The organism is Spirosoma radiotolerans (assembly GCF_000974425.1).
In the GTDB taxonomy this organism is placed as follows: Bacteria; Bacteroidota; Bacteroidia; order Cytophagales; family Spirosomataceae; genus Spirosoma; species Spirosoma radiotolerans.
Genome location: NZ_CP010429.1, coordinates 3,032,469 through 3,047,354, shown reverse-complemented (window position 1 = coordinate 3,047,354; position 14,886 = coordinate 3,032,469). Strand labels below are relative to the sequence as shown.

The following is a 14,886-nucleotide window of genomic DNA, read 5'->3' as shown; positions in this document are numbered from 1 at the left end:
GACGCGTTGCCGGTTAGGCTATTCCGGAGCGCACTCAGGAGCCGGTTTTGCGTACACGGATACCCATAAACCAACCTACTCTTTAATCCTGGGATCAAAAATAAAGGGCTCTGTCTGCACCAAACGAATGCTGGAGAAATCAGGATGGGCAGGATTTAAGAGATAATTCCATTCATTCGGAATAATGGCTGACGGTACCCGCAATACAGCAGAACGGTAACTGCTCAGCCACTCCCCTCCTATCGGCTGACAGATCTTATATTGCTGATAATCAACCCAGTCTACGGGCAGTGTTTGAGGGTCTATTGGTTCGATTCGCAAGGTATCCGGTATGTCGATAACCATCACCCGAAACGTGCTCGACAACCCTTCACTTCCCCGATGAACAACGTTCTCCAGGCAGGCGAGTGCCCGGGTGGCAGCGGTATAAATGACAAATTGCCCCCGGCTATTCCAGCGGGCCGCCCCACCAGACGCAACCAGCCGGTCGGCATACATTGCTTTCGTGATTCGATAAACGAGCATTAAGCCAGGTCTCCGTATTCAATTCGGGTGAGTTCATCCATCACCAAGTCGATACCGCCTGAGGTATGCAGCAGGTCGAAAGGAATCTGATTCCCCAGCCCATAGGCGGGTTTATCCATCCAGCGCCGAAACGAATCCGCCGTACCAAACACGGATTCACCCGTCTGGAAAAGCGCCATGATTTTGAGCACCTTTTCACTGTCCTGGGGATTAAGGCTTTTTTTCTCGCGCTCGTACCGCTGAAATGTCTTGAGCGATGTATCGAACACCTCAGCCAGGTGCTCCCGTTTATAGCCGGTTAGATCGGCGATCTCGAAGAAACGGGTGGCCGGAACGCCTTTGAGCGCCAGAAAAACGAGTGATATGCGATCGGATAAAATCATGGAACAAACATAGGAAATTTGTCTAACAAACACAGAATTTTGTCCAGAAATTCCAGCTCTTCGATTCGCTCAAAACCTAATGGGTCAAAAATGGTTCTTACTAATGGTTCACTAAACATCAATCACGTTATGAAAAAAGTAAGTTTGCTCCTGCTACTCGCCATCAGCACCCTGAGTTTTCAGGCTTGCAGCGACAAGAAGAAAGAAAGTGATGACAGCGTTGAACACGCAGAGAATGCCAATGACGCGAAAGAAGATGCCGGCACTGGTCAGACGGAAGACACCAATGAGTTTGCGGTGAAAGCCGCCAATGGAGGCATGCTGGAAGTAGAACTGGGTCGACTGGCGGAGGAAAAAGCCCAGAGTAAGGATGTAAAAGAATTTGGGGCGATGATGGTGAAAGATCACTCAAAAGCCAATGAAGAACTCAAAACCATAGCCGCTACGCAAAACATTACCCTGCCCACTACGCTCGGTGAAGACGAGCAAAAGCACGTGAACGAGATGGCCAAATTATCGGGCGCTGAGTTCGATAAGAAATATGTAAGCATGATGGTCGATGATCACAAAGAAGATATCGACTTGTTTAAGAAGACGGCCGAAGACGAGAAAGCAAACCCAGCGGTGAAAAGCTTTGCGGCAAAAACCCTGCCTACGCTGCAAAAGCATATGGAAAGCATCAACGCCATTGACAAAAAAATTGATTAATTCGTAAACAACAGACGGATGCCCCTGTCATGACCGAAACGCATAACAGGGGCATTTTTGACTTCATCGACTCAACAAACGTTAACAGTCAGCTTATGAAAACGATCATCTCAACAACGACACTCTTTCTGGCACTGGGCCTCGCGCTGTCGGGCCAGGCCCAATCGACTACCGGTGGCCGCAGTGGCGGGTCAACGGCCTCAACAGGCTCTGGTTACCTGACGGAAGGCAAACGGCCGGCCGCTTCCAGTGCATCCAGCATGACCATTGCCGATGAAGGAGCTTCCCGGGCGTATATGTATGTACCGCCAACCGGTGCCAGCAACCGTACAAAGTCGCCGGATGGATCAGGCAATTCCGTAAAAAACCAGGCAAAAACGGGCTCAAAGGATAAGAAGACTAGTCAGGAACCGATGTCCAGGAAAAAGATAAATCAACGCTAAGGGCGATCAGTCGGCGGGAGCGGCCCTTATTTTTTCTACTTTTGAGGTAATTACCCTTGCGATTACCTACCGATGGGAAAGTACCTGGCCTTTGGCTTAACTCTTGAAACGTGCTTGGATTTCACCGGAGTTTTACAGGAATCGACCGCCGAAACGGATGTTTTTATTCAGGAGGCACCCCTCCACCAACGCGCCAATCGCCCCACCCGCATCCAGCGCCGTGGGGTACGCGCCCGGTTAGGCCTTACCTCGTCGGGTATTCTCCTGAACTGGGCGGGCATTGGCCGCTTCAAGATTGCGGCAGGCAATACCATCACGTACCAGAACGAAGGGGCCGACGCAGGAACGCTACGACTCTTTCTGCTTAGTGAGGTCATCGGCTTAGTGTTGTACCAGCGCGGCCTTTTCCTGCTGCACGGAAGCGCCGTTCAGGTTGGCCATGACGCAGCCGTTTATTTAGGCATCCCCGGTGCGGGCAAATCGACCACCGCAGCGGCCTTTGGAAAAGCAGGGCACACGGTGCTGACCGATGACCTGGTCGCGATTCAACTCATTGACAACAACCCGTTTGTTGTGCCTGCTTTCGGCCAGTATAAGATCTGGAAGAATACGGTCGATGGCCTGGCTTTCGACGAATCAGTGCTCGAACCCTCTTTCGAAGGCGCAACGAAATACCTCGTTAATCAGCCGCTAGCTACCTTCCCCAGAAACCCGGTTCCCCTACGGAGCATCACGCTGCTTTACCCGCAAAACTCACGCAAAAGGAGCGAACCGATCAGACCCCTCCTGGCACCGGTCGAACTGTTAAAACATTTTCCATTACCCATTCAGCTGTTAACCGGTACCTACCTGCAAACACATTTCCAGCAAGCCCTACGCATTGCCCAGGTTGCCGCGATCAATCAACTGAAACGACCAAATGGATTTGATGCGTTAGAACGGTTTGTGCAAACGTTCCAATAAACTCCGAGGGCCGTGAGGACACAGCCTTGTCGGTCCGGTCCGCCGGTGCAGTCAGCAACGGCTTTATCATCCGGAGAGGTAAGTGGGCCGCGAGGACACGGCCCACGGATACAACCAACCTGATCACTTCGTATGTACATCAGCAGGAAACAGCTCAGCCGCTTCCCCGGTCTGTGCGGACACAGACCACCTGATGGTTCGAAGATACGGCTCAGCTTAGCCGTTGCAACAACTCTTCCAATGTCGCTTTCTGTTGCTCGCCGGTAATCATATTCTTAATGGATACCAGACCCGTTTGCACCTCTTCTGAGCCGATCAATACCACATACGGAATGGCTTTGGCATTGGCATAATCGAGCATCTTCTTCACTTTTGCCAAGTCAGGATACATTTCAGCGGCTAGATTAGCCGTTCGAAGTTGACGCAGCAAGGGCAAAGCAACTAAACGCGCTTCGGCATCGAACGGAACAATAAGTACTTTCGTCCCCTGGCCAGCACTAACCGGAAACAGGTTCAATTCCTCCATCACATCGTAAATACGATCTACCCCAAACGAGATCCCAACCCCCGACAGGCCCGGCATGCCAAAGGCACCCGTCAGGTTATCGTACCGACCTCCTCCACTGACGCTGCCAATTGATACGCCATTGGCCTTCACTTCAAAAATTGCCCCTGTATAATACGACAGTCCCCGCGCCAAAGTGGGGTCAATCTCAACACAAGCGTCTGATAAACCATACTGACTGACCAACAAGAGTGTTTCTTCAAGTTCAGCGATTCCCTTTTGAGCAACGTCTGAGGCTGAAAGCCAGGTTTTCAACGGCTCAAGTACCTGCCCTACCCCCAGCGTATGGAAAGAGAAAAGCGGTTCCAGATTGGTTGCTGTCTCCGCCGAGAAACCCCGTTCGGTTAATTCATTCAATACCTTTTCTTTCCCTATTTTATCCAGCTTATCAATCGCCACACTCAGCGTTCCTTCCTGACCGGGAGCGCCAATGACCTCAGCAATACCCGCCAGGATTTTCCGATTGTTAATTTTTACCGTAAAATCGGGAATGTTCAGATTCCGAAACACCTCGTGGATCATGAGCACAATCTCCGCTTCGCAAACAAGCGAATCCGTTCCTACTACGTCGGCATCACATTGGTAAAACTCCCGATAACGGCCCTTCTGTGGCCGGTCGGCCCGCCAGACGGGTTGCATCTGGTACCGTTTGAAGGGCATTGTGAGCGCATTCCGGTTCATGACCACATAGCGGGCAAACGGTACGGTCAGGTCATACCGCAGGCCTTTCTCGGCAATTTTTGCGGTTAGCTTTTTCGAACCCGCGGCCAGATCGAGTTCCGTGACGATGGCGGCAAAATCACCGGAATTAAGTATTTTAAATAGGAGTTGGTCGCCCTCGTCCCCGTATTTACCCGTCAGCGTCGACAGGTTTTCCATCGATGGGGTTTCCAGGGGTTGAAAACCAAAGCGGTTGAAGGTCTCGCGAATGGTGTTGAATATAAACAGCCGTTTGCTCATCTGCTCCGGGCCAAAATCACGGGTGCCTTTCGGCAATGTGGGTTTTTGCATACTGCAAAATTAATGGACGGGCGTACAGGATAAGCAGAAAACCATCGATTTTGTCCTATTCATCGGTTATTCCTGTGCCTATAAGGTGTTTAGGAAGGGGCATGAAGCAATGAATACGATAAAAAACGGATCGAATCGACCGTTCTGTCCAAAAAAATCGTATTTTTGCGCTCTGATTTTGAACTGACACGTTAAAAAGATACAATCATGGGAGTAACAGAACTTAAGCGGAAAGCTCGTCGCAACCGGGCTATTGCCAATAACAAGACCAATGCCATCAAACAGTTGCTGCGGAAGCCAACCATCAAGAATGTAGACGTAGAAGCCATCAAAGCTTCGTTTGCTGAGAAGAAAGCAGCTTAATCGAAAACGTCCAGTTGACTTGCTGACGATTATTTAGCCTCGCCCTTACCCGGTGAGGCTTTTCGTTTTGGGCGCAGGCGGGCCCACTCGCGATCCCGTTTTTTGAGTTCACGCCGGACAAACCGACGGTAATCAAGCTGTGCCCGATACCGGACAGCCTGCCCAAAGAGCAACAGGCCACCATTGAACAGGATCAGGCTGTACGCACCCCACAAAAACCATTGCCGAAAGGGGGCATCCATGTGTTTTGCCTGAGCAGCCTCACTAAACACACACAAGCCGATACTACACAAGAGCAGACCTAATGGAGCCACGATCAGCCCCTTTGTTCGGGTACTCATGCGTTTTACTAATCGTTGACCGGGTGGTTTAGCAAGTTTGGACATAACCTATAGGAGTCACAAGGATTCATGTGGATAACGTTACAGCAGCGAATTTCGTTAACAATCCTGACTTTTTATGGACCATCCGTTGGCATTATGACGGATAGTCGATAGAAGCTCCGGTTTCCCGAAATTCTTTGGGTTCTCTTACTCGTTTCCAGCCTTCCGTCAGAAAGCCCATGCCATAGCCAATCAATTGCACAAAAGCCGCGACGACGCTTAACAGGCCAACGCGCAGACTTTTCTCTTTTCGGCTAGCGTCGATCAGGATAAGCAACGAGAAAACGATTAGCATTCCCAGCGCCAGCCCAAACAAGACAGGGCTGATGAACACCCACACAGGCACGGATAAGACAAAGAGCGTGAATAAAGCCGGAAACGCATGAACCAGCTTGAGTTCAGCCGGATAATACCGGGATATATTAATCCGGGCCCGGCCGAAGAAACGCAGCTGACGATAGAACTGCCCGAAGTTTGTCCGGCGTTTGTGGTAGATAAAGGCATCCGGAATCAAGCCCGTACGAAAGCCGTTTTCAATGATTCGAATGGCAAATTCGATATCCTCCCCCATGCGGCTCAAGGCATATCCTCCAATGGTTTCCCATACCGTTCGGGAGAGGCCCATGTTAAAACTGCGGGGATGATAGGTCCCTCCCAGGTTTTTCTTACTACCCCGTATTCCCCCCGTTGTAAACGGGGACGTCATGGAATAGCTGATCGCTTTTTGAATGGGGGTAAAGTCGGGGTGAGCCGCATCAGGGCCTCCATAGGCATCGAGCGCTGGTTGTGCAGATCCTGGGTCTCCGGCAAGCCGCTGGGAAACGACCGAAAAATAGTGCGGGGGCACGAGCGCATCGGAGTCAAAAATGACAAAATAGTCGCCCCTGGCCCGCTCGAAACCATAATTTCGGGTGAACCCCTGCCCCGAGTTTTCTTTGAAGAAATAACGAATATCGAGCCGACTGGCGAATTCAGCCACCACGCCATCCGCTTTGTCAACCGAACCGTCTTCAATCACCAGCACCTCAAATTGCTGGTACGTCTGTTTTGTCAGACTAGCCAGCAACTCGCGGAGCTCGTCAGGGCGATTGAAGACGGGAATAATAATCGAGAAGAACACGGTGAACGAAGGATGAAGGATGAAGGATAAATGATGTATCGGATATCACTCATCATTTATCCTTCATCATTGAGATAAGGCTTTCTTCATTGGCCTGGATAATCTGAGCAACCAGATCATCGGTCAGGGCAACGGATAAAAACAAACTCTCGAACTGCGACGGGGCCAGGTATATCCCCCGCTCCAGCATGGCGTGAAAATAGCGGCCAAACTGGGGGATGTCGCAGGACTTGGCTTCGGTAAAGTTGGTCACCGATCGCTCCGTCATGAACAGCGTGAACATGGATCCGATGTGATTGATGGTGTACGACAGGCCCGCCTTTTGCAGGCCCGCGCGGAAACCGTCGGTGAGGGTTTTCCCAATTTCTTCCAGACGGGTATACACCTCCGGATGCTCGTTCAGGTGATGGAGCATGGCTAAGCCCGCCGACATGGCAATCGGATTGCCCGATAAGGTACCGGCCTGATAGACCGGGCCAGCTGGTGCGACCAGGTTCATGATGTCGGCCCGACCGCCATAGGCGCCAACGGGCATCCCGCCACCAATAATTTTCCCCATGGTTGTCAGGTCGGGGGTAATCCCGAAGCGTTCCTGAGCGCCCCCTTTGGCCAGCCGGAAACCCGTCATTACCTCGTCGAAAATCAACACGACCCCGTGCTTGTCGCAGAGGTCACGAATACCCTGCAGAAAACCCGGTTCGGGCAGTACGCAACCCATATTACCCACCACCGGCTCCAGAATGATGGCCGCGACCTGGTTGTGGTTGTTGTCCAGTAACGTTTCAACGGCGGCCAGGTCGTTGTAGGGCGCGGTGAGGGTATCGGCAGCGGTTGCTTTCGTAACCCCCGGACTGTCCGGAATGCCCATCGTCATGGCGCCACTACCGGCGGCAATGAGAAACGAATCGCCATGCCCGTGGTAGCAGCCCTCAAACTTGATGAGCTTGTCGCGCCCCGTAAACCCACGCGCCACCCGAATGGCGGCCATGGTGGCTTCGGTACCTGAATTGACCATCCGGACTTTCTCGACCGACGGCACCATAGCAGTGATTAACTCCGCCATTTCCACTTCTTTCCGGGTCGGTGCTCCGAAGGAAAACGAGTGCTGAATGGCATCCCGAACGGCTTTTTCAACCGGCTCAAAGGCATGACCCAGTATCATCGGTCCCCAGGAGTTGATCAGCTCAATGTATTGCCGGCCATCTTCATCGAACAGATAAGGTCCTTTAGCCGACTTAATAAAGATGGGCGATCCGCCCACCGCCCGAAACGCCCGAACGGGTGAGTTAACCCCACCAGGAATCAGTGTTTTGGCTTTTTCAAACAGTTGTTCGCTTGTCGTCATCTTCTGAAGGAGTGAACGAATGGCTGAGCGAAAGAGCGAATTGGCCTCGGCTTTTTCACTCTTTCGCTCAGTCATTCGTTCACTCATTAATTTTCACAAACCGCCCGTCTTCGTATTTTACGATAGGAACGATTTGATTATCATTACTTTGTGTATAATCGAAACCCGATAACAGGTAATCGTCCGTATCGGAACGCAGATTGCTCCGATTACGCGACTGAAGTGCATTTTTTGCCAGTTGCCGCCCAAAGAAGAGCATCATATCATACCCCTCACTCGCAAAAACAGACGGAATGGTATTGCGTTTGGCAATGTATTCCTCCTGAAACAAATTGACCGGTTCCCGCGTCGGGTCTATAAAATCGGGATACAACAAATACAACTCCCGGCGCGTGAAGGTTGACAGTGGATTCTTGTAGAAGTCGAAGGCCGACGCGGTAGCAATCAGGGGGCCACTCACTTTCCGGCGACTTAAGGCATCGAGCATACGGGGGCCATCGTCATCATTGCTGCTGGCGAAAAAGACATGCCCCAGTGGTATACCCGCCTGCTGAGCTGTAGCGCTGGCAGGACGCGTCGTGGCAGCAGGCCCGGTGAGTTGCATGGCATCAGCCATTGCCTGGGCACTACCGCCCACACGCCGAAAATCAACAATTTTAACATTTTGTTGGGTCAACTCTGCCTGGTAGGCACTAGCCAGTAGGGAATCTTTACGGCTCGACCCAAAATAGATGGCCGCCCGGCGAGCGCCATTCAGCGTCCGAACCTGCTCGGCAACTTTCTGGGCCTGCTGGTTTAATGATGGCTGGGCCAGAAAAGACAGGGGCTGATTCGCCACCAGCTCGCTGCTGGTCGCAATTGGATTCAGCAACAGAATGTTGTTCTGGTTGGCGTAGGCAGAGGCAATCCGGTTGGGCTCGGCATACAAGGGGCCAATAATCAGATCGGTCTGGGCAAAAGCAGGACTGTTGACCAACTCAAGCGCTTTGTTGGCATCATTGTCCAGGTCATAGGCAAACAGATTGACGGTGATACCCTCCTCCTGCAATTTAGTTTTGGCCAGCTTTATTCCATTGTAAAGATCATATACGTACTGGCTCGACCGCAACCGCTTATCGCTGCTGAACTCATCGACCCGGAACGGGAACATAACCGCCACATTGTAGTAACCCTTGGGTCGCGTGTTTCTGCCCGGCTGCGTACCGGGCCTGGTGGAACGAGCTCCCGATACCTGCGGATTGGTCGTGGCAGGTGCTGCGACCTGCGCCGGGGGAACCCCAAAGCGGTTGGTTAACCGATCCGACAATTCCAGATCATCTTTGTCAGTAGCTGTCCGCTGGATCAGGTCAATCAGGAGCAGTCCGATAACCCGGTCATTTGGGAAGGATTTGTTCAGTTGTTTAAGCCGGGTAAGGTCCGTTATCCGGGGAATAAAATTTTGTTCCAGTTTGGTGCTGTACGGCCGCAGCGTGGGATCGCTGATCGTTTGGAGAGCCGTCAGTGCCTCTTCATACTGGCCCATTTCCATACAGTTAGCGGCAAGCAGGTAGCTGGCATCGTCCATTTTTCGCCAGTCAGGAAACAACTCCATCAGTTGTTTGAGCATCAGCCGGGACTGGTTATAGTTTTTTTGCCGATAAGCCGCAATCGCATAGTAATAACTGGCATAAGGTGCCAAAACCCCACGCTGCTGAATCAGGACATTGAGTTCTGATTTAGCCCGCTCGTAATCGCCAGCCTGCACCTGTTTTACGGCGACCGAATAACGTCTCTGTACGTCAGGCGCGACCTGTGCCGTGGCGAGCTGCCAGCTTACCAGCCCAATGCAGAGAATCGCTACCCGTCTAAACCAATAAACTGTATTACTCATATATCAGTAGGGATAATACACAAAAGCAACGCTGACGCGTTGCTTTGCGAATAAGGACAGGCCAACGGCAACCGTATGAAACATAGGTAAATTTATTGTTTACGCTTCATCGCGACAGCAGACCCGTGTACCTGCTTTACTTATTTTTTGATTTTGCCCGGCGCTGGGCTTCGTCTGCCTGCTTACGGGCTTCTTCGGCAGCCGCCAGTTGTTTTTGCAGCAGTGCCTGAAACCCGCCGGGTTTCTTGCCTTCGCCCGCTGCGTTCTTACGCCGGTTTTCGTCCAGTACGGCCTTGATTTTATCTTCGTCAACGAACCGGCGAATGAGCAACTGCTGCGCAATCGTAACGACGTTCGAGACAAAATAGTAGAACGTCAGACCAGCGGGATACGAGTTTAGTACGAACATGAACATGAGCGGGAATACGTAACTCATCGCCTTCATGTTCACCGGACCCGGCTGGGTTGGGGTCGTCTGGTTGTTGTAATACGCGTACGCAATCGACGACATGGTCATCAGCACCGTAAACAAACTGAGGTGACTGCCAATGAACGGGATAGCCGGAAACTTGATAAACGCATCATAGGTCGACAGGTCATTGGCCCACAGGAAGGATTTCTGCCGCAACTCGATCAGGTTTGGGAAGAGCATGAACAGGGCGAACAGGATCGGCATGGTAGCCAGCACAGGCACACAACCGCTCAGCGGACTGACGCCCACCTCCTGATACAGTTTCATTTGCTCCGACTGCTGCTTAGCCATATCATCGCCAACCCGCTCTTTCATCTCATTCAACTCCGGCTGCAGGACCCGCATTTTAGCCATACTGATGTATGACTTGTAGGTTAACGGTGTTAGAATCAGCTTTACGAACACCACCAGCGCAATGATCAACAAGCCGTAGTTGGTAATGAACTGCCCCATGAAATTGAAAACCGGCACAAAAAAGTATTTGTTGATCGGCTTCAGAATGGAGTACCCCAGGTAAACGTTTTGATCAAATTCAGGGGCTACCTTGCCCAGCAACTGAAAATCATTCGGGCCATAAAAGAACTTGTATTGCCCTTTCCCGGCATTGACATCGGCAAGGGGCAGCGTCACATCGGCAATCGCCGTTTTTACCACACTACTGTCGGCCGGATCGACCAGAGTTTTAAAGCTGGCCTTGGGGAAGGCGGTGTTTTTAGCCACAAAACCCGCCAGAAAATATTTGTGCTTGATGGTAAACCATTGCACCGGCTCTTCGACGGTGACCTCCTGGCTGCTTTCGCCCTCGGTAAGCTTCTCGAAACTTTCGTCAGCCGTCAGGTAATTAATTGTGGCAGCTTTGCGGTTATTCGACAGGTCATTTTCGTACTGCCGCATTTTATCTTCCCAGAAGAACTGAATGTTTCCGTTGGCAACGGTATTGGTCAGCCCGTTCAGCTTCAGGTCATAATCCAGCACATAGCCTTCGGCGGGAACGGTGTATACCTGCTCCACCGACTGTCCCGGCGCGACTTCTGCCCGAAACACGATTTGCTGTGGCTGTCCGCTCACCGTACCGCTTTGGGTGGTTGTCTGGTAATACAGTTTGTGAAGATCGACGGCCCCCTGGCGGGTTGGCAGGTTAAGTACTGTCTGGCTGCTGTTCTCGTCAATCAGGACCAGCGGTTTTTGATCGAAGGTCTTGTAATCTTTCAGAATAACTTCTTTTACCCGCCCCCCCTGTGTGCTGAAGGTGAGTTTAATGTCTTTATTCTCGATAACAATATCGCGGGCCTGACCGGTCGCCACGTTGGCAAAATCGCCAAACTGTGCTTTAACAGCAGCCGAGTCGATTGGCTGCCCGGCCGAATCACCCTTGTTGACGGCTGTAGCAGAGGATGCGGTGGTGGGTTTGGTAGGCTGTGTTTGTGTAGCCGTCTGTTTCCCTTGACGGGCCGCGTCGGGCACAGGTTTTGGTACCAGTAACTGGTAGCCAACCAGCATCGCCAGAATCAGGACAATGCCAATAATTTGATTACGATCCATTTTTTCAGTTTTCAGTTTACGGTTTTCAGTTAATCGGGTTTTGAGAAAGCGAATGCGCGCTCCCTTCAACCATAAACTGAAAACCGTAAACCATAGTAAGATGCGAAATTACGCCAATCTACCGGCTTAATCAACCACCTCGGCGGTTTCTACACGGACGGTTGACAGACCGGATGTAGCTTGGGCTGTGCGCTTTTGCTGGCTGAAGGTCAGAGCGGCCTTCACAAACTGCACAAACAGGGGATGTGGGTTCATGACGGTACTTTTCAGCTCGGGGTGAAACTGAACACCCACAAACCAGGGATGCCCTTTTAATTCAACAATTTCGACCAGCCCGGTGTCCGGATTAATGCCCGTTGGCCGCAATCCTGCCTTTTCGAAGGCATCCAGGTAATCGTTGTTGAACTCGTAGCGGTGGCGGTGCCGTTCGCTGATCTGCGTTTTACCGTAAATATGGTGCGCCATCGAATCGCGCTTGAGCTTACAGGCATACGCTCCCAGACGCATGGTGCCACCCTTGTCGGTAACACTTTTCTGGGCTTCCATCATGCTGATGACGGGGTTGGGCGTATGCGGTTCCATCTCCGTCGAGTGCGCATCCTGAATCCCCATCACATTGCGGGCGTATTCGATCACGGCCATCTGCATCCCCAGGCAAATACCCAGAAACGGGATGCCCCGTTCGCGCACGAAGCGGACCGCATTGATCTTACCCTCAATACCGCGTTCACCAAAGCCCGGTGCCACGAGCACACCGTCCAGTTCACTCAGTACGTCGGCGCAATGGTGTTCGTCGACCAGCGTTTCCGACTGAATCCACTCCAGTTGTACTTTGCATTCATTGGCCGCCCCCGCGTGGATAAACGACTCGGCGATGGATTTGTAGGCGTCGTGTAGTTCGACATACTTACCCACCAGCCCAATTTTCACCGTATCACCCGGATTCTTGAGCCGGCCTAAAAAAGCTTTCCAGGCATCCAGATCCGCATCTTTATCATTGTAGAGATCGAGTACGTAGAGCGCGCGCTGGTCAAGCCGCTCTTTTTGCATAAGCAGCGGAACATCATAAATGGTTTCGGCGTCGAGGGCTTCGATGACGGAACTCACCTGAACGTTACAGAACTGCGCAATTTTCCGGCGAATATCCTGCGGCAGTGGGTGTTCGGTCCGGCAGGCGATGATGTCGGGCTGCACCCCGTTTTCGAGCAGCATCCGGACGGAGTGCTGCGTGGGTTTGGTTTTCAGCTCCCCGGCCGACCGTAGATACGGCACCAGCGTCAGGTGAATAACCAGGGTATCTTTCTCACCCAGTTCAAACTTTAACTGCCGAACCGCTTCGACAAAGGGCAGGGATTCGATATCGCCGACACAACCGCCAATTTCGGTGATCACAATGTCGTAATCACCTGTTTCGCCCAATAGCCTGATGTTCCGTTTGATCTCATCCGTGATGTGGGGGACAACCTGAACGGTTTTTCCCAGAAAATCGCCCCGGCGTTCGCGGGTGATCACGTTGTTGTAAATACGACCCGTGGTAATGTTGTTGGCCTGCGACGTGGGCCGGTTCAGGAATCGTTCGTAGTGACCAAGGTCAAGGTCCGTTTCGGCCCCATCGTCGGTTACATAGCACTCACCATGTTCGTATGGATTCAGGGTGCCGGGATCAATGTTGATGTACGGATCGAATTTTTGGATCGTTACCGTAAGGCCCCGAGCCTGAAGGAGTTTGGCTAACGAAGAAGCGATAATGCCCTTGCCAAGTGATGAAGTTACTCCGCCGGTAACAAAAATATATTTCGCGGATTTGGGTCCCGTAGCTGCCATGATTAAAACCTAATTAGGTCGTTACGGGATGTAAAAGTACGAGAAAAAAGGCGGAATGAGCGAAAAATAAAGGGAAAAATTGGCCACCTCCTGGTAATCAGTTGGTCGTCATGTATTTAGTGAAAAAGCCCCGGTTGGTTCAACCGGGGCTTTTTCACTAAACGATTCCGTTCTTTATTTGCCTTGCGTTAACTCGCGTTCTTCGTAAGCAAGTCCATACTGCTTCAGCACATCGGCCGGTACGCCATCCCACTGGTTAGGCACGTTACCCACATACCCCAGGTCTTTAATACCCATCTGGCTGGTATAAAAGCCCGTGGCGACCATATTCCGCACAAAGCTGAAGAACGATGCGCCCTGGGTCATGTCAGGCTTGGCTTTGGCGGGGTAGGCAATCTGCTCCACCATGTCGATCTGCTGGGCTTTAGTACACAGAACAAAGGCCTTTCCGTACCGCTTGGTGCAGGTATTGTCCAGCCAGCGAATTCCCCCACGCATGGGGGTCTGATTTTTGGGCTGGTCCTTCATCATAAATTCGATGAAGGCCGGAACACCCGCCTGGGAGGCACTCCCCGACCGCTCATCGGCGGGCAGAATAATGTCTGACAGCACCGTTACGGTTTGCAGTTCGTGGGGCGTAAAAAATTTTTCGGCATGCAGTTTGGCGTCGCGCTCGGCTTCAAACTTCTGCCGGCCACCGGGAATTTTCAGCGGTTTTACGTCGGGTGGTGCGGGGACTGCGGCTTCAACCGGATTGACAGCCATGCCAAAACCAGCGAGCGAGAGGGCTTTTAAGGAATCTCTGCGTTTCATATGTCGAAAGGTTTTTAATTTATGGTTTACGGCGGTCCGTCGCTACGGTGGTCCGTCATTACGGCGCCAGATCAGGAAAGTCCTCTACGAGATAGGCTATTTCAGGTTCATCTACTTTATACCGTAAACCGCGTACCGGTGATTTTTTTAAGGACTGAATCAACCAAAACAACATGTTACCAATGCGGTCAGTACGAGCATAAAGCTCATTAAAACAATCCAATGTTACATGGTGCCGATCTAAAGCTCGGTACAATTGCGACTTAACTTCGGTGCCAGAACCGGACGAATAGCCCAGAAACAAAATAAACTCAGCTCGATTTGCTCGTCTAAAGCCTTCGGCAATATTATCCATGATGGAACCACTTGCCCAATTGATTTGATTCTTTAATTCAAAATCTTTCGAGAATGTCCCTTTCTGGGTTAGCCAATAAATATCGTCTGATACCTGTCGGGCTAATTGCCAAACGTCTAACTCTTCAAACCGATTTATCTTAGCCATTGTCCTAACGCATCCTTGCCGAGCCGACCCACCGAAAACGGTATACCACAAACC

General features: G+C 51.6%; 15 protein-coding genes. 4 read left to right on the top strand and 11 right to left on the bottom strand.

Going from position 1 to position 14,886, the window contains the following annotated elements:
- Positions 1–75: 75 nt before the first annotated feature.
- A complete protein-coding gene (locus SD10_RS12320; RefSeq protein WP_046574063.1) occupies positions 76–525 on the bottom strand; it encodes an RES family NAD+ phosphorylase in 450 nt (149 codons plus the stop codon).
- A complete protein-coding gene (gene parS / locus SD10_RS12315) occupies positions 525–908 on the bottom strand; it encodes a type II RES/Xre toxin-antitoxin system antitoxin (protein ID WP_046574062.1) in 384 nt (127 codons plus the stop codon). Before parS ends, SD10_RS12320 begins: the two co-directional genes overlap by 1 nt.
- A gap of 129 nt (positions 909–1,037) precedes the next feature.
- Between parS and SD10_RS12310 the strand changes: the two genes are divergently transcribed.
- The 3 genes from SD10_RS12310 to SD10_RS12300 all read left to right on the top strand — a co-directional run bounded on the left by SD10_RS12310 (position 1,038) and on the right by SD10_RS12300 (position 3,022).
- On the top strand, positions 1,038–1,616 hold the full coding sequence (locus SD10_RS12310) for a DUF4142 domain-containing protein (RefSeq protein WP_046574061.1): 579 nt from the start codon (positions 1,038–1,040) through the stop codon (positions 1,614–1,616).
- Positions 1,617–1,711: 95 nt separating this feature from the next.
- Positions 1,712–2,059 carry a hypothetical protein gene (locus tag SD10_RS30085; RefSeq protein WP_046579436.1) on the top strand — a complete coding sequence of 116 codons (348 nt, stop codon included), beginning with the start codon at positions 1,712–1,714 and terminating at the stop codon, positions 2,057–2,059.
- A gap of 72 nt (positions 2,060–2,131) precedes the next feature.
- Positions 2,132–3,022, top strand: a complete 891-nt coding sequence (locus tag SD10_RS12300; protein ID WP_046574060.1) for a phosphoenolpyruvate carboxykinase (ATP) — start codon at positions 2,132–2,134, stop codon at positions 3,020–3,022.
- A gap of 211 nt (positions 3,023–3,233) precedes the next feature.
- Here SD10_RS12300 and hisS read toward each other — a convergent pair whose 3' ends face one another.
- Complete coding sequence (gene hisS / locus SD10_RS12295; RefSeq protein ID WP_046574059.1) at positions 3,234–4,598, bottom strand: histidine--tRNA ligase; 1,365 nt, start codon at positions 4,596–4,598, stop codon at positions 3,234–3,236.
- 207 nt (positions 4,599–4,805) lie between these two features.
- On the opposite strand from hisS, the gene SD10_RS29820 reads away from it, so the two are divergent.
- The gene (locus SD10_RS29820; RefSeq protein ID WP_012926602.1) at positions 4,806–4,961 is read left to right on the top strand and encodes a hypothetical protein; all 156 of its coding nucleotides are present in this window, start codon (positions 4,806–4,808) and stop codon (positions 4,959–4,961) included.
- A 29-nt stretch (positions 4,962–4,990) separates the two neighbouring features.
- Here the strand turns inward: SD10_RS29820 and SD10_RS12290 are convergent, their stop codons facing one another.
- From SD10_RS12290 to SD10_RS12255, 8 genes are all read right to left on the bottom strand, one after another.
- Positions 4,991–5,347 (bottom strand): hypothetical protein, encoded by a 357-nt coding sequence (locus SD10_RS12290; protein WP_046574058.1) that lies wholly within the window; start codon positions 5,345–5,347, stop codon positions 4,991–4,993.
- Between the two features lie 91 nt (positions 5,348–5,438).
- Complete coding sequence (locus tag SD10_RS12285) at positions 5,439–6,464, bottom strand: glycosyltransferase (protein WP_046574057.1); 1,026 nt, start codon at positions 6,462–6,464, stop codon at positions 5,439–5,441.
- Positions 6,465–6,516: 52 nt separating this feature from the next.
- Positions 6,517–7,809: a glutamate-1-semialdehyde 2,1-aminomutase gene (gene hemL, locus SD10_RS12280; RefSeq protein ID WP_046579433.1), complete on the bottom strand. Its 1,293-nt coding sequence runs from the start codon at positions 7,807–7,809 to the stop codon at positions 6,517–6,519.
- 79 nt (positions 7,810–7,888) lie between these two features.
- The gene (locus SD10_RS12275) at positions 7,889–9,679 is read right to left on the bottom strand and encodes an ABC transporter substrate-binding protein (RefSeq protein WP_046574056.1); all 1,791 of its coding nucleotides are present in this window, start codon (positions 9,677–9,679) and stop codon (positions 7,889–7,891) included.
- 136 nt (positions 9,680–9,815) lie between these two features.
- Positions 9,816–11,693: a membrane protein insertase YidC gene (gene yidC, locus SD10_RS12270; RefSeq protein ID WP_046574055.1), complete on the bottom strand. Its 1,878-nt coding sequence runs from the start codon at positions 11,691–11,693 to the stop codon at positions 9,816–9,818.
- Between the two features lie 126 nt (positions 11,694–11,819).
- Positions 11,820–13,517 carry a CTP synthase gene (locus SD10_RS12265; protein WP_046574054.1) on the bottom strand — a complete coding sequence of 566 codons (1,698 nt, stop codon included), beginning with the start codon at positions 13,515–13,517 and terminating at the stop codon, positions 11,820–11,822.
- Between the two features lie 174 nt (positions 13,518–13,691).
- Positions 13,692–14,330 carry a gluconate 2-dehydrogenase subunit 3 family protein gene (locus tag SD10_RS12260; RefSeq protein WP_046574053.1) on the bottom strand — a complete coding sequence of 213 codons (639 nt, stop codon included), beginning with the start codon at positions 14,328–14,330 and terminating at the stop codon, positions 13,692–13,694.
- A gap of 58 nt (positions 14,331–14,388) precedes the next feature.
- Positions 14,389–14,832: a four helix bundle protein gene (locus SD10_RS12255; RefSeq protein WP_046574052.1), complete on the bottom strand. Its 444-nt coding sequence runs from the start codon at positions 14,830–14,832 to the stop codon at positions 14,389–14,391.
- Positions 14,833–14,886: the final 54 nt, after the last annotated feature.

Bases quoted from the DNA above. Each gene is read 5' to 3' on its own strand.
- SD10_RS12320 (WP_046574063.1), bottom strand. From the start codon at position 525: ATGCTCGTTTATCGAATCACGAAAGCAATGTATGCCGACCGGCTGGTT.
- parS (WP_046574062.1), bottom strand. From the start codon at position 908: ATGATTTTATCCGATCGCATATCACTCGTTTTTCTGGCGCTCAAAGGC.
- SD10_RS12310 (WP_046574061.1), top strand. From the start codon at position 1,038: ATGAAAAAAGTAAGTTTGCTCCTGCTACTCGCCATCAGCACCCTGAGT.
- SD10_RS30085 (WP_046579436.1), top strand. From the start codon at position 1,712: ATGAAAACGATCATCTCAACAACGACACTCTTTCTGGCACTGGGCCTC.
- SD10_RS12300 (WP_046574060.1), top strand. From the start codon at position 2,132: ATGGGAAAGTACCTGGCCTTTGGCTTAACTCTTGAAACGTGCTTGGAT.
- hisS (WP_046574059.1), bottom strand. From the start codon at position 4,598: ATGCAAAAACCCACATTGCCGAAAGGCACCCGTGATTTTGGCCCGGAG.
- SD10_RS29820 (WP_012926602.1), top strand. From the start codon at position 4,806: ATGGGAGTAACAGAACTTAAGCGGAAAGCTCGTCGCAACCGGGCTATT.
- SD10_RS12290 (WP_046574058.1), bottom strand. From the start codon at position 5,347: ATGTCCAAACTTGCTAAACCACCCGGTCAACGATTAGTAAAACGCATG.
- hemL (WP_046579433.1), bottom strand. From the start codon at position 7,809: ATGACGACAAGCGAACAACTGTTTGAAAAAGCCAAAACACTGATTCCT.
- SD10_RS12275 (WP_046574056.1), bottom strand. From the start codon at position 9,679: ATGAGTAATACAGTTTATTGGTTTAGACGGGTAGCGATTCTCTGCATT.
- yidC (WP_046574055.1), bottom strand. From the start codon at position 11,693: ATGGATCGTAATCAAATTATTGGCATTGTCCTGATTCTGGCGATGCTG.
- SD10_RS12265 (WP_046574054.1), bottom strand. From the start codon at position 13,517: ATGGCAGCTACGGGACCCAAATCCGCGAAATATATTTTTGTTACCGGC.
- SD10_RS12260 (WP_046574053.1), bottom strand. From the start codon at position 14,330: ATGAAACGCAGAGATTCCTTAAAAGCCCTCTCGCTCGCTGGTTTTGGC.
- SD10_RS12255 (WP_046574052.1), bottom strand. From the start codon at position 14,832: ATGGCTAAGATAAATCGGTTTGAAGAGTTAGACGTTTGGCAATTAGCC.